A 15,261-nucleotide genomic window follows, 5' to 3' on the forward strand; every position below is an offset into this window, starting at 1 on the left:
AGCGTTCCATCCTTCCGTTCCACATAATTTTTTCCCAAAGCACCGGCTTCACCACCATTTAGGCCAAAAGGCTTCACCACTCGACGTCCAGATAGAATGCCTGCAGTCATAGGTTCTAGGAAACGAATCTGGCGAATCACGCCATTACCCCCACAATGAACGCCCTTACCCCCACTATCGGGGCGAATCCCAAACCTTTCCAACAGTACTGGAAATCGCCATTCCAAAACTTCTGGGTCAGTTAAGCGAGAATTCGTCATGTGAGTATGTACCGCATCTGTTCCATCAAAATCAACCCCTGCCCCAGAGCCTCCACAAATGGTTTCATAGTATTGATAGCGCTTATTGCCAAAGGTAAAATTATTCATAGTACTCTGAGAAGCGGCCATCACTCCTAAGGCACCATAGAGCGCATCGCTTATTGCTTGGGATGTTTCCACATTCCCCGCTACCACTGCTGCTGGATAACGAGGATTGAGCATAGAACCTTCGGGAATAATCACCTCCAAAGGCTTCAGACAACCGGCATTCAGGGGAATATCATCATCCACTAGGGTGCGGAAGACGTATAGCACTGCTGCTTTGCATACCGCTGACGGTGCATTAAAATTACTATCTAACTGAGGCGAGGTACCCGTAAAATCAATCTTGGCACTACGGTTGTTCCGGTCAATAGTAATGGTGACCTGAATCTTAGCACCCCCATCTAACTGATAGCTGAAATTACCATCTGTCAGCACATCAATCACTCGGCGCACCGACTCCTCAGCATTATCTTGGACATAACCCATATAGGCTTGCACTGTCTCTAATCCATAGTGCGCTACCATCTGCCGTAACTCTTGCACACCCTTCTCATTGGCAGCAATCTGTGCCTGTAAATCAGCTATATTCTGAGTCAGATTCCGGACTGGGTATTGACCCCCTAACAGGAGTTGGGTGATTTCATTTTCTCGGAATTTACCATTCTCAACCAGTAGAAAATTGTCAATTAATACCCCTTCTTCCTTCACGCTGGTACTGTTAGGAGGCATCGAACCAGGAGTGATACCACCGATGTCAGCATGGTGTCCTCGGGAAGCTACAAAGAATAAAGGGGAGAGGGGAGAAGGTTCCTTTAGCCCTAGGGAAGAGTTGAGGAAAACTGGAGTAACAAGGGTGACATCTGGGAGATGAGTGCCACCGTTATAGGGATTGTTGAGAATATAGACATCCCCAGGTTTGAGACTATCACCATGGGCATCAATCAAGCTGCGGACACTTTCACTCATTGACCCCAAATGCACTGGAATATGAGGCGCATTGGCTACCAATTGCCCTTGTTGGTCAAAAATCGCACAGGAAAAGTCTAGCCGTTCCTTGATATTGACTGAATAACTGGTATTTTGGAGAGTCGTGCCCATTTGCTCTGCTATGGAACGGAATAGATTGTTAAAGATTTCCAGCATGACCGGGTCAGGATGGGGTGAAGCTTGAACAGTATTTGGTTGCAGCTGATCTATAGTGCTATTAGTCAACATTTCCAGGTTGTCTTGCTGCTCTCCCAAACCAGATTTAACTAATATCAAATGATTCCGTTCACTCACCTCTGCCTTCCAACCAGGCTCAATCACATTGGTTCCAGTTGCCTCAATAATTAAAGCCGGACCCAGCACCGAATCCCCTGGCTGCCAATCCTCTCGCCTAAACACAGGGGTATCCCACCACCGATTAGCGGTATACATTTGCACTGTGGCAACGGGAGCACACATTTCACCACTGTGACGAGACCGTATCGGTTCTGTTGGGATAGCCATCCGCTTTACTAACTCTACCGAAACCGCTTCGACCATCAAGGTTTTCCCTGGCACGATAAATCCATAGCGCTGTTGATGCAATCCCTCAAACTCTTCCGTGATCTGATCAATCCGACCAAACCCAACAACCAAAGCTGAATCGGTGCCCTCATAGCGCAAATGGACTCGGCGAATCACTTCAATCTCGTTACTATTCCGATCCTGGGCATGGTTGTGGTTCAACTCTTCTATTCCCTGAGCCACCAACTTGGCTAAAATTCCCTCTAACTCCAACCCCTCTAGTAACTCAGCTTCAACTGACTGTTCTTTCAATACCCTGATATCGGCTAAACCCATGCCATAAGCTGACAATACTCCAGCAAAGGGATGAATGAACACTCGCTTGATCCCTAAGGCTTCCGCAATTAAACACCCATGCTGCCCACCAGCACCGCCAAAGCAACATAGGGTATACTCGGAAACGTCATAGCCCCGTTGTAGAGAAATCTGTTTAATGGCATTGGCCATCTTCTCGACTGCGATCGCTAAAAATCCTGCTGCTACTTCCTCTGGTTTGCGGTTATCCCCAATCTGCTCTACCAATCCTTCAAATCTCTGCCTTACCACCTCAGCATCTAACGGCAAGTTACCATCCGCTCCAAACACCTTGGGAAAAAACCCTGGCTGCAACTTCCCTACCATCACATTGCAATCGGTCACCGTCAACGGACCCCCCTTACCGTAGGAAGCAGGACCTGGATTTGCCCCAGCTGACTCTGGTCCTACCCGATAACGGGCACCATCAAACTGGACAATGGAGCCACCACCGGCAGCTACTGTATTAATTGCCATCATTGGCGTGCGCAACCGTACCCCAGCAATCTCAGTTTCAAAGGTACGCTCGTATTCCCCGTTGTAATGGGCGACATCTGTAGAGGTGCCACCCATGTCAAAGGTAATGATCTTCTCAAAACCAGCAATTCGACTAGTCTGTACTGCTCCGACAATACCGCCAGCAGGTCCTGATAAAATACTATCCTTCCCTTGAAACTGTTGCGCGTCCGCCAGTCCTCCATTTGACTGCATGAACATCAATAGTCCAGAGGTTTTTCCCTGTAAGCCTTCAGGCCGGGTAGATTGAAGGTTATTTTCCAAAGCTTCATTAGTCAACCCGCCAAGCTGCAACTGTTGTTCTACCTGATCTACATAGCGACGCAGAATCGGTGATAAATAGGCATCAACCACTGTGGTATCCCCCCGACTGACTAACTTCATCAAAGGGGTCACTTGATGAGATACTGAAATTTGGGTAAAACCAATCTCTAATGCTATGGTCGCTATCTGCTGTTCATGAGTGGGATAGCGATAGCCGTGCATCAACACAATGGCGCAGCTACGAATACCGTCATCATAAGCAGCTTGCAAGGATTGGCGGGTTTCAACCAGATTTATCGGGATTAGCTCTTCACCCTGGGCACTGTAGCGTTCTTCTATTTCAATCACCCGTTCATAGAGCATTTCAGGGAGCACAATTTCACGGGCAAAGATATTCGGGCGATTTTGATAACCAATGCGCAAGGCATCTTGGAAGCCCTTAGTAATTACTAGGACAGTGCGATCGCCCTTCCGTTCCAATAACGCATTGGTGGCTACTGTCGTTCCCATCTTGATCGCTTCAATGGCATCACTGGGTATCGGCTTACCAACAGGGATGTCTAAAATCTCTCTAATTCCCTGTACTCCAGCATCTTGGTACCGTTCAGGATTTTCCGACAGCAGCTTATGAATTATCAACTGCCCATCCGGGCGTTTGGCCACAATGTCCGTAAAGGTACCACCTCGATCAATCCAGAATTGCCAGCGTCCAGTGGAAGTAGTAGTCATATTTGCCCGATTTGTAATAAAACACTAAAAAGATGGGGAAGATGGCGGAGAATTGTCCAATAGTTTCCTTTCTCCATCAGCAACGTCCCAGCAAACTATATTTTCCCTTAAGACAGAGTGACTTAGCATTCCAGGGCCACCAAGCTGAGGTCTGACCCGATCGCGGTGTGGTCATTCAATGGGAGCCAGGAATTATTTCTGAGATTCAGCAAACATAGCCCAAGTTGACTCTAATTTATACTAAAATTAGTTATCCTATGGCAATCCCAAACCTTTACTATTAGTGGTCATGTCTGTTTAATTTTGGTAAATTATAGATACTATTATTGGTATAATTATCAAAAATAGATGCATCACTATGTCCTATTTACTGTTTCCATCAATCTTCTGTGCAAATCTAATTTTAACACGCGATTGCCATCAAATTTATTATGCAACTAGAAGACTATTTTAACTTTATGGCTCCTGATGACATTCGCATTAAAGGTCATCGAATTGGCATTGAAACCGTATTGTACGAGTATTTATTTAAAGAGCGTACTGCTGAAGAAATTGCGAAAATATACTCAACTCTAACCTTAGAAGAGGTCTACGCTACAATTCTATATTATCTACAGAACAAAGACACAGTCAGTCAATACATTGCTGACTGGCTAGAGTGGGGACATCAACAGCGTAAAGCTCAAGCCTTGAATCCTCATCCTGCAGTAGCTCGACTCCGGAAAATCAAAGCAGAAAAACAAGCCCAGTTGAAAGCTAATTGAAAAGTTAATTATAATTGCACAATGCTATTATGATCAGAAATATCAAGACCAAATTATGTAAGCATTCAGCGATCAGCGGTCAGTGGTCAGTAGTCAGCGGTCAGCTTATTTTATTCAAAAGCACATCAAGTAGCGTGTGTATAGCGCATAAACTGATGACTAATAGCTGTTCGCGTAGCGTGCGCGTAGCGCATTAGCTGATAACTGATAGCTGAATGCTGATAGCTGAATGCTTACCAAATTATTCACCTGCTGATGACTTGAATTAATTAATTATTATAACTAGAAGTCTCAACAATACATTGCTCTTCGTTTGTATTATAATCCTCCTCATCAAGCCTAAGACTGAGAAGACTAGACTCGTGAAAGCAAAAGCCAAACCCAAGAAACTACTAGGTTTTTTATATACTTGCTTATTCCTTGGTTTAGGGATACTCCCCACAGTAGTCAAACCAACACCAGCCCTTAGTGCAGAATACATTTACTTTAACTATGGTCCGTTAAAATTGTCCCTTTCCCGGGAATCCCTGGAAATTTTCGCCAATGAGGGCAGAATCACTAAGGAATTTGAGTTCTACGCCCAAATGCTGAACCCAGAAGCCTTGGAACAGTTGCGGATGCTACTCCAAAAGCGGATTAAAATCAGTCCTGTGGCCATCTCCCGCTTAGGTAAATCCCCCATGGGAGAAGCATTTCTGGAAGGTTTGGGAAAGATGATCAAAACCCACCCTGGTCGCAATGGTTTACATAGTCTTAGGGGGGCGCTGGTTTTGGCAGCAGCTGACTCGGAAGGTCTAACTCTAATGAATATAGTGCGCCAGTTTCCTACCGAGGGGATGTTGATTGATACTGACTATATCTTCGATGTCCGAAAAGAGCTAGCTACTCTATTTCGATATCGAGATGCAGCCGTGAATGCGATCGCAAACCAAGCCACCCGAGAAGCCGCTGCCGAGAATACCATTGATGTCTCCCAGTTAACAGACTTACAACAACCAGGTCCTTATAACTTCACAGAGCAAATCATCACCCTTTCCGGTCGCCGCCGTCAATCCCCTCTAGGGTTATCCGGAGAAACCAAGTTTGAGGTTGCTCTGTACTTACCCCAAAGCAATCCCAAACCAGCCCCCTTAGTAGTCATGTCCCATGGCTTTGCCTCAGATCGCAACCATTTCACCTATTTAGCAGAACACTTAGCATCCCATGGCATTGCTGTAGCGGTGCCTGAACACGTCGGGAGTAATGTTGAATATTCTCAAGCTGTACTACAGGGACTAGCCAATGGAATCAATCCAGTAGAGTTTATTGAACGACCCTTAGATATTAGATATGTGCTCGATGAGCTGGAAGACCTATCTAAATCTGACCCTAATTTTGCTAATCAGCTGAATCTGGAACAGGTAGGTGTGATTGGTCATTCCTTCGGGGGTTACACAGCGTTAGCCGTAGCAGGTGCAGAAATTAATGATTTAAGACTGCGCCAAGTGTGTCCTGATCAAGACCCAACCTTCAATCTCTCTGTACTGCTCCAATGCCTTGCCAATCGCTTACCCCCGTTTAATTATGACTTGCAGGATCCACGGGTCAAAGCAGTAATCGCTGTTAATCCTATTACCAGCACAGCCCTTGGTCCAGCTAGCTTGGGTAAAATTCAAGTGCCAGTCATGATTATGGCAGGTAGCCACGACATAGTAGCACCAACTGTCCCAGAACAGATTCACCCCTTCATCTGGCTCAATACCCCAGAAAAATATCTGGCAATGATTGTTGATGGCAACCACTTCTCCACTAGTGGTGCATCGGACGACGATTTTGCCCTGTTTCCTAGAGAATTACTTGGTTCCAATCCTCAGGTCGGACTTTCTTACCTAAAAGCCTTAAGCTTAGCTTTTGTTAATACTCATATTCGGGATTTGCCAAACTATCGACCTTACCTCAGTGTTAGCTATGCCAAAGTCCTCTCTGAGAATTCCCTAGATCTACATTTAGTCAAATCTTTAACTCCAGAACAACTAGAGGAATCCTTTGGCAGTCAACCTCCCCAAAGTATCATACCACAACTTGCCATTGAGCCAATACGGAAGCCTTCAGAAACAGTTTTAGACCAAATTAAACGCACTGGAACCATAAAAGTTGGTATTAGAAAAGATGCTGCTCCTTTCGGATACATTGATGCCAACGGAGAATGGAAAGGGTATTGCTTTGACCTACTCAATTCCTTAAAAGACAAAGTTGCCCAACAACTCAATAAACCCATAGAACTAGACGTTGTTGCCATTCAATCAACCTTGGAAAATCGCTTTGCTATTGTCCGAGATGAAACTGTAAATTTGGAGTGTGGCCCTAATACTATTAGAAGTGATATTGAAGGGATAAAATTCTCGACACCATTTTTTATTACTGGCACACACTTTTTAGTGGATTCTCAACAACCGAGAGTCTTCAATCGTTACCAAAGCCTTGACAGTTTAAAAATTGGAGTGCTTCCCAGTAGCCTCACAGAAAAATTTATTGAGCAAACCTATCCTAATGCTCAGAAAATAGTTTTTCCTGGAGACATAGGTAGGTCTCAAGGAGTCAAAGCATTAGTCAATAGCGATATTGATGCCTTTGCAAGCGATGGTATTTTATTAATTGGAGAAGTCACCAGACAAGGACTCTCCCCATCCCAGTACACCTTATCTCCAGATCAGCCACTGACCTGTGATTTCTATGGCATGATTCTCCCTAAGAGTGACCCGCAATGGCAACGTATTGTCAACTCCTTTATTGAAGGCGAAAAAGCTAAAGAAATATGGGGGGGATGGTTTACAAATTTGTTTCCCTATGTCTTATTAAATCTAGAGTATTGTATTGATAAGTAAAATGTAATTTAGTCTAGGATATCCATCATTCTTTTTTAGCGGTCACCATAAAGGAACGTCGCCTTCCAGGTACTGAACGGGGTGCGATTTGGACAGAGTAACGTCCATAATTTGCTCTTATTTCTCCAGGTTGGATAACTGACGCATTCCACCCATAATTAGCAAATAATTCTTCTGGTTCGTCGGTGCCAAAACGCCAATTTTTACTAATTAATCCCTTCTGAGTTTTGGAGCCTATTTGCCACGACTTTACACTTATTAAATCTGCACCCAAATAACTACCTTTGATACTGATATCAGAAATTGTTCGCAGTAATGTATCTATCTCTTTTTTATCCAGATACATCAATAAACCTTCCATCAACCAAACTGTCGGTTGATTAGATTTATATCCATGATTTTTTAATAAATGCACCCAAGGTTTTTGCAAATCTGTGGCGATGGACTGGCGATGACATTTAGATGGAATATCCTTAAGAATTGCTTCTTTGCGAGACATGATTTCTGGTAAATCAATCTCGTATATAGATATTTCAGGTGGTAAGGGTAGGCGATATGCCCTAGTATCGTACCCCACCCCTAAAATTACAATTTGACGTACCTCTGGTATTACAGATATCAGAAAATCATCAAAAAATTTAGTTCGCACTGCCACAAACTGGATGCGAAGGGTATTTGATTTCGGGTCTTTACCGTCTTGTTTTTCCCAATAATCCATCAAAGACTGTATTTGCTTAGACCCAACTAACTGAGCAGCAAAAGGATCGTCAAAAAGTCGGTCTGCCCTTTTCGATTCAATAGCACGTTTCGCCGCCATTACTACTGCGGTACGACAGACATCATTTTTGATTTCTGGTATTTTTTCGGCTTTTGCTGCCAGTTCGTTTTCCATAATTTACAATTTACTGCTTGATCATGACATTAAGGACAACCTTGCTGAGATACTTTACCATCAGGCATAGTGGCATTACACAAATTAGCCCCAGTCAAATTAGCCCCAGTTAAATTAGCCCCCGTTAAATTAGCACCGATTAAGTTAGCTTCCGTTAAATTAGCCCCACTTAGATTAGCATTTTGTAAGTCAGCATAGCTTAATTTGGTTCTATACAGATAGGTATTACTTAAATCAGAGCTAGCCAGGCTCGCACCGGTTAAATCCCCCAAACTTAATGTGGCTCCTTTTAAATTAGCCTCATATAAGAGAACCACAGGAGCAAAAACCTTATCTAATTTAGCATTTTCTAATGTAGCCGATGTTAAGTCAGCATCAAATAAACGAGCAGCTACTAAATTAGCATTTGTCAGGATGGCTCTTTCTAAATTAGCGAGAGTTAAATCTGCTCCCTGGAGATTCGCATTGGTCAGATCAGAACTGACTTCTTCGGTCGCCCGTCGTTGGTAAGATTGAAGTTTAGGGTTGAGTAAAATACTATTGAGATAAGCCCCTGATAAATTAGCCCCTCTTAAATTAATACTTCTCCAATTACAGTTACTAAAATTCCCAAAGCTCAAATCACGACCACTTAAATCATCGCCTAGATCGCAATTAGCAAAAGTGTTGGATTGGGCTTGAGCTGGCAACCCTAGATAACTGAGACATAAGAGAGAAGAAACTAGAGTTGAAGACACTAGAGTTATCGTTTTAAGCACCATAGTCATATTGAGTAGTTAGGATTGAATCTTGAGAACATCAATTAATACAGAGTCAAATCTATAGCCATCCCTGTCGGAGTTGTGATAGTAGTCAGTTGGAGTAACGGATGGTTAACGGATGTAACCAATGGAAGTATGGAAACATCTAGAAGTCTCGCAAGATGGCGAAGAGGTTACCCAGAGTAACACGGATTTTTCTGAGGTTTGACTTCGGATTGATATAATAGTATACAGTAATTTCGATGTGAGAGTAGGATTGATCGGAAAGTCGAACCAGGGAATAGGGCAAAAGTAGAGTTTTTTAGCTAAGCTGTACACTCGTCAACAGTAATTGACCATGAATCCAACTCGCCAACTAATCCAAAACATTTTCAAATGGATAGTAGCCTCCGTCCTAATCCTGAGTCTGTTCGGATGTGCTGCCCTTCTAGACCAGTTAGGAATCGGGAATTACACTGTCAAACGGGTATCTGACGGGGATACCATTCTCGTCGCTGACAGGTTTGGCAAAGATGTCAAAGTTCGGTTTGCCTGTATAGACGCTCCAGAAATTGCCCATTCCAAAAAAGAGAAGCAAAGCCGCAAATTGGTAGACAAAAGTCAATTCAAATGGGGAAATAAAGCCAAGGAGCGACTTCAGGAACTGGTAAAACAAAGCGATAATCAGGTAGTTTTGACTGTAACTGATACTGACCGCTATGGGCGCAGCGTCAGTGAAGTACGCTTAACCGATGGCACCTTTGTCCAGGAAGTCCTAGTAAAAGAAGGACTAGCACAGGTATATCGGCCTTATCTGAAAGATTGCCCCAGTGCGGAAATGGTCGATAGTGCTGAAGCCAATGCCAAACGATATCGGCGAGGGTTGTGGCGAGACCCTAAGTTTGTTCCAGCTTGGGAATATCGTAGTCTAGCAAAAACTAAATCATCCTCTTCCTGAGTCGGAGAGTGTTTAGTCCTGTTAGTCTTTATTAGTAGTTAGCCAATAGCCAGTAAAGCTTCTATTGGTAGTTAACACTAACGAATGAGTAATTTGGTCATAAATGTTGCAAAATGTTAAGTAAGTCCAGACATTGATCAAAACTAAAATTTAAAACTGATGGTACTCTTCGGATTTAAGAAAAAGCTTACCGTGCCTACTCCTGAGGAAGCCTTACCCGGACGCTCAGAAGTCATGCCAGTACCCGAGCGTCACTACGTCAATGGCAATCCTCTCAAACCCCCTTATCCTGATGGATTGGAAATGGCGATGTTTGGCATGGGATGTTTTTGGGGAGCAGAACGCCGATTCTGGCAACAAGAGGGAGTGTTCACTACCGCAGTAGGTTACGCTGCTGGAGTCACCCCTAACCCCACCTATCAAGAGGTCTGTACAGGCATGACCGGTCACAATGAAGTAGTGCTGGTGGTATTTGACCCAAAACTAATCAGTTACGAAGCACTCTTGAAAGTCTTCTGGGAAAGCCACAATCCTACCCAAGGCATGCGCCAAGGCAATGATACTGGTACTCAGTACCGTTCAGGAATTTATACTTATTCCGAAGACCAAAAGAAGCTAGCGGAAGCCTCACAAAACGCTTATCAGCAAGCTCTGAAGGCCGCCGGTCATGGTAATATCACCACAGAAATACTAGATGCTCCTGAGTTTTATTACGCGGAGGGCTATCACCAACAGTACCTGGCTAAAAATCCTAATGGGTATTGTGGTTTAGGTGGCACAAATGTGAATTGCCCTGCAATTTCATAAGTCATCACTTTTGTAGTAAACACTCATTAGTCATTGGTCATTTGTAACTACCAACAGACTTTGGTGGATTACAAATGACTAATGACTAAATGCAGCAATTCAGTTTTCTGAGGCTAACTGATGCAGCAGCGATGGGGATTGGGGACTGTATGAGGAACAACAAAATGAATCAAAAGCTTAAAACTTTGATGATAAGTTTTATAGTCGGTTTAGGATTAATCATTATTCCTATTTTACTATCCCCTTTCCTGTTTAATGATCCAGTTTCAGCGTCATCTGCCCAGGAAAATATTGAACGAGTAGAACTAAGAGATAATCTTGGGAATTATCATTATCCTATTTCCACTACCTCAGACTTAGCTCAAAAGTATTTTGATCAAGGTTTAATCCTTACCTACGGTTTTAATCATGCTGAAGCTGCTCGTGCTTTTAAAGAAGCAAGTAGGCTAGATCCTAATTGTGCCATGTGCTATTGGGGATTAGCTTATGTTCAAGGACCAAATATCAATGCACCCATGGCAGATGAACAAGTAGCAGAAGCTTGGCAAGCAATTCAACAAGCGATCGCACTAAGTAACAAGGCATCTCCAAAGGAACAGGCTTATATTAAAGCTTTAGCACAGCGTTATTCAGAACAACCAATGGCAGATCGTTCCTCCCTTGATCTAGCTTATGGTCAAGCAATGAAGCAGGTTGTTCAAGATTATCCTGATGATTTAGATATCGCAACTCTATACGCAGAATCCCTAATGGATACCATGCCTTGGGACTACTGGCAGGATAATGGGGAACTCAAACCAGAAGCCAAGCCAATTTTAGCAACATTAGAATCAGTCTTAGAAAGAAATCCTAAGCATCCCGGAGCTACTCACTTCTATATCCATGCCACTGAGAAAGAACAACCCAAATTAGCCATAGAAGCTGCTGATAATCTCCGCAATCTCGTTCCCGCTTCAGGACACTTAGTCCATATGCCCTCTCACATCTATATTCGAGTGGGACGTTACCAAGATGCTGTTATTGCTAATCAAAAAGGAGTGATGGCGGATCGTAACTATCTGGCATCCCCCCATCCTCAAAGTATTTATAGTATTGCTTATGTTCCTCATAACTACCATTTCCTTTGGTTTGCAGCGGTAATGAGTGGACAAAGTGAAATAGCAATGGAAGCAGCACAACAAACAGCAGCAGTTGATCCAAGTATGATGGCTAATCCAGCTTTATCTGGTAAAATTCAACATTTTTCTGTTGTTCCACTTTATACGGAAGTGCGTTTTGGAAAATGGGATAAAATTCTAGAGACACCTGCACCAAAAACTGATCTGAAATATGCTACGGGTGTTTGGCATTATGCTAGAGGTATGGCTTTAACCTCTCAAGGTCAGAAACAAGAAGCTAATCAAGAATTAGCTAAATTACAAGGTTTAGTTGCTGATCCTGATTTAGAAGAACTTAAAATATCGAGTTTGAATTCTACTCCTAGTGTTCTTAAAATTGCCCTTGAAGTCTTAACCGGTTCAATTGCTACTCTTGAGCAAGATTACACGACAGCAACTAGTCACTTAAAAAATGCGATCGCACTAGAAGATAAGCTGGTTTATAATGAACCACCAGATTGGTATTCTCCTACCCGTAATTTGCTAGGCACAATCCTGCTCCAAGGGAATCAGCCAGAGCAAGCAGAGCAAGCGTTTCGTGATGATTTAGATATTTATCCCGAAAATGGTTGGTCATTACATGGTTTAGCACAAAGTTTGCAAGCACAAGGAAAAACAGCAGAAGCAGAAACTATAAAACAGCAATATCAACAAGCGTGGCAATATGCTGATATAGCTTTATAACCTCAGTTCTATTGCGTCAACTAGAAAACTTCTCTAATACATCCTTTAGCGCTGGTGGTAATTTGCGCATAATCTTACCCTGCTCTCGGTCAACGGGTACTAGAGTCACACGACCGGTTAAGTAAAGTTCTGTCCCATCATGGGATTGAATTCGATAACTCCAGTTCATACGGACATCTTTCATTTCGGCAATAGCTGTCTTGACAACTGCCGCTGTGCCCATTTGCATTGCCCGGTGATAGCGTACAGAAAGTTCTACTACCGGTAAATCACATCCTAGCCTGACGAGATCACTATAATCCATACCCATCAAGCGTAAGTACTCCACCCTCGCTTCTTCCATCCAGCGAAGGTAGGTACCATGCCAGACTATACCAGCATAGTCAGTGTGGTGGGGATGGACTCGCACTGGATAGTCAAACCATTTTTTTTTGCTGGCGATTAGCTCATCGCTTGGCATGGTATTGTCTAGCTGTTCTTGAGCTGAGGTTTGGGATGTTTCTGACATGGTTCAACTTAGTAGTCCCAACCCTTGAGCGCAAGCAGAAGGGGTGGGTTTTCATTCACAGGACTTACGCACAGAATCCATGGGTAGGGTGGGCAAAACCTTGCCCACCCTACAGGTAGCTTTAAATTGAGGGATTTGCGTAAATCCTAATTCACTCTAATTACAAAATTAAAGCTACCTGCTGACTATCCTAAACGTAGAAGGAGAAGTCGATATCTGGAACCGAAGGAGTGATACCTAAGATATTCTCCTCACTCACTGAGTTATTCTCGATAATCCACAGGCCATTCTGTCCTTGAGAATTACGGAAGAAGAAATCATCAATACCATCTCGGTTAGCGTCATAGGCACCACGGAATTCCCAAGGACCATCTGCTGGTCGGGAAGTGATCAGTACTGCCTCCTGGTAAACAGTACCATCGAGCCTCCAGTAGGCAAACTGTTCGGTAGTCATATTTTCCCAGATAGCATCTGCGTCACCATCGCCATCCATGTCTCCAGCCGCAACTAACCGCCAGGAACTTAATGGTGATTCTATCATTTGTTCACCATTGCTATCCGTAATAAAGGTAGCATTCTGAAACCCGGTTTCATCTATCTCCCAAACAGCAATTTCTCCGCTGGATGTGTTGTACCAGAAGATTTCTTCTGCACCACCACCGTTAACATCTCCCGTGCCACGGATTTCCCAGCTGAGGTCTGATCCTGGTTGACCTGCTGGTGCCTGAGTAGTGATTGCATCCTGGAACTCGGAGCGTTCCATGTTCCAAACCGCAATACCGCCAGTCACCGTATCACGCCACAGAGGATTCCTGATACCATCACCTAAATCTATAACACCACTGGCTTTCAATCCATCGTTCTCTAGTACCGACACCTCCTGACCACTTTGATCGGTAATAAACGCTGTCGTCTCGACGCTAGTGCCCTGGCCATTTAGAGTCCACAAAGCAACTTGTCCATTGACAGGATTATGCCAGAACAGATCCACACTGGGGATTCGGGTAATTTCAATGGCATCGAGTCGCCCTCGCTCGAAAGTTCCGTCACCATTTTCGTCGGTAAAGTTACCATTGCTATTTGCTAGTACCGAGATTTGTATTACATCATCTGGAGCAAGGTCTATGTTTTGAAAAATGGCATTTGGATTAGCCTCAGCACTTAAAGTGCCACTGGAATTGCCACCGCTAAGAGGGACATAATTTCTTGGCTCAGCTGTTGGCTCAGGTCTATTAGCAAGTAAGTTTAGATCATAAACATATGTACCAACTACCTGTCCGTTGACACTAAATGTCAGGGGAGAGTCCCCATCTTCTTCGTCAAAGTAGGCAATACTAATATCGTACTTACCAGCCGGTCCATCCTGTGCTGTCCATGTAAATGTCAGCAAACCGGGAACTGGAACCGGGTTATCAAAGTCTATGATCTCGACGGCTCGACCCCCTGAAGCAACGAGATCAATATTGTTGAAACCGGTTATTCCGTAGTTTTCTCGCGTTACGCGATCGCCTTCTGCTTCAATAAGAACCATAAGATAGTTTTTTCCCAAAAGTTATCTGTGTTTACAGTGGTTGGCTTTTCTTTTCCGTCCTGATGCACCAAAAAATTTTTAATTACTCCATCCCAACTCAGTCCCAACTCACTAATTGACGGGATGTGTAACTTACAACACGGACATTACTCAAGCTCCCTGCCATGAAATGGCACAAGAGTCTGTAAACTTTGTCTGTGTCTGTGAACTTTTGGGGAAAATTTAATCATGCTTATCGATGTATCTAGGGTACAATACCTTTCTAGATACCTATTTATAGATACATCGATAAGGGTAAAACACCCCCTTTAATAGTTCAAAGATGCCCTGCTCAAATTTATCGAGTCAAACTGGATAAATTGTTTGAAGCCTTTTCTATAGTTTTCCTGGCTAACGATACCCTGATAAAATTCCACCCCTAAGAGATGACTTAGTCACAAAAATAGTTTTATTCCAGGCTTCATGTTTTTTTTGGTGTTTTGACTGAAAGAAAATCCTACCATTAGTATAAATGCCATAAAAATCCGTAAATGTCACTATCAAAATAGGGATTTTTATAAAAATTAATGAAATTTTTATGAAATTTTTACTGACTTGGTACTGAGTAAAAACTAAATATTATATAACATCAAGTCAGCTAATAATTATAAATGAGTAATTTTTCCCTGCCTCAGGGTAGTTAGTGGGTAAGCTATCA

10 protein-coding genes are annotated in these 15,261 nt (G+C 43.3%); 5 read left to right on the forward strand and 5 right to left on the reverse strand.

The genetic code is table 11. From position 1 onward, the window contains the following. Positions 1-3,659, reverse strand: a 3,659-nt coding sequence (locus tag F6K52_RS05930) for a hydantoinase B/oxoprolinase family protein (protein ID WP_293075321.1), incomplete at its 3' end; no start/stop codon positions are given. Positions 3,660-4,090: 431 nt separating this feature from the next. On the opposite strand from F6K52_RS05930, the gene F6K52_RS05935 reads away from it, so the two are divergent. Both F6K52_RS05935 and F6K52_RS05940 read left to right on the forward strand, forming a co-directional pair. Then, positions 4,091-4,423, forward strand: a complete 333-nt coding sequence (locus tag F6K52_RS05935; protein WP_293075323.1) for a DUF433 domain-containing protein — start codon at positions 4,091-4,093, stop codon at positions 4,421-4,423. Between the two features lie 362 nt (positions 4,424-4,785). Beyond that, on the forward strand, positions 4,786-7,287 hold the full coding sequence (locus F6K52_RS05940; protein ID WP_293075325.1) for an alpha/beta fold hydrolase: 2,502 nt from the start codon (positions 4,786-4,788) through the stop codon (positions 7,285-7,287). Between the two features lie 25 nt (positions 7,288-7,312). Here F6K52_RS05940 and F6K52_RS05945 read toward each other — a convergent pair whose 3' ends face one another. Together F6K52_RS05945 and F6K52_RS05950 are read right to left on the reverse strand one after the other, a co-directional pair. Next, positions 7,313-8,179 (reverse strand): SAM-dependent methyltransferase, encoded by an 867-nt coding sequence (locus tag F6K52_RS05945; RefSeq protein ID WP_293075327.1) that lies wholly within the window; start codon positions 8,177-8,179, stop codon positions 7,313-7,315. A 29-nt stretch (positions 8,180-8,208) separates the two neighbouring features. Beyond that, positions 8,209-8,946 carry a pentapeptide repeat-containing protein gene (locus F6K52_RS05950; protein WP_293075329.1) on the reverse strand — a complete coding sequence of 246 codons (738 nt, stop codon included), beginning with the start codon at positions 8,944-8,946 and terminating at the stop codon, positions 8,209-8,211. A gap of 331 nt (positions 8,947-9,277) precedes the next feature. On the opposite strand from F6K52_RS05950, the gene F6K52_RS05955 reads away from it, so the two are divergent. From F6K52_RS05955 to F6K52_RS05965, 3 genes are all read left to right on the forward strand, one after another. Then, positions 9,278-9,877, forward strand: a complete 600-nt coding sequence (locus F6K52_RS05955) for a thermonuclease family protein (protein ID WP_293028170.1) — start codon at positions 9,278-9,280, stop codon at positions 9,875-9,877. A gap of 159 nt (positions 9,878-10,036) precedes the next feature. Next, positions 10,037-10,684, forward strand: coding sequence for a peptide-methionine (S)-S-oxide reductase MsrA (gene msrA / locus F6K52_RS05960; protein WP_293075331.1), 648 nt, complete (start codon positions 10,037-10,039; stop codon positions 10,682-10,684). Between the two features lie 164 nt (positions 10,685-10,848). Continuing rightward, positions 10,849-12,525, forward strand: a complete 1,677-nt coding sequence (locus F6K52_RS05965; RefSeq protein ID WP_293075333.1) for a hypothetical protein — start codon at positions 10,849-10,851, stop codon at positions 12,523-12,525. A gap of 16 nt (positions 12,526-12,541) precedes the next feature. Here the strand turns inward: F6K52_RS05965 and F6K52_RS05970 are convergent, their stop codons facing one another. Both F6K52_RS05970 and F6K52_RS05975 read right to left on the reverse strand, forming a co-directional pair. Next, entirely contained in the window at positions 12,542-13,033 is a 492-nt protein-coding gene (locus F6K52_RS05970; protein WP_293075335.1) for a thioesterase family protein, read from the reverse strand. Positions 13,034-13,223: 190 nt separating this feature from the next. Beyond that, positions 13,224-14,564: an FG-GAP-like repeat-containing protein gene (locus tag F6K52_RS05975; protein ID WP_293075337.1), complete on the reverse strand. Its 1,341-nt coding sequence runs from the start codon at positions 14,562-14,564 to the stop codon at positions 13,224-13,226. Positions 14,565-15,261: the final 697 nt, after the last annotated feature.

It is taken from the genome of Moorena sp. SIO3H5, from assembly GCF_010692395.1.
In the GTDB taxonomy this organism is placed as follows: domain Bacteria; phylum Cyanobacteriota; class Cyanobacteriia; order Cyanobacteriales; family Coleofasciculaceae; genus Moorena.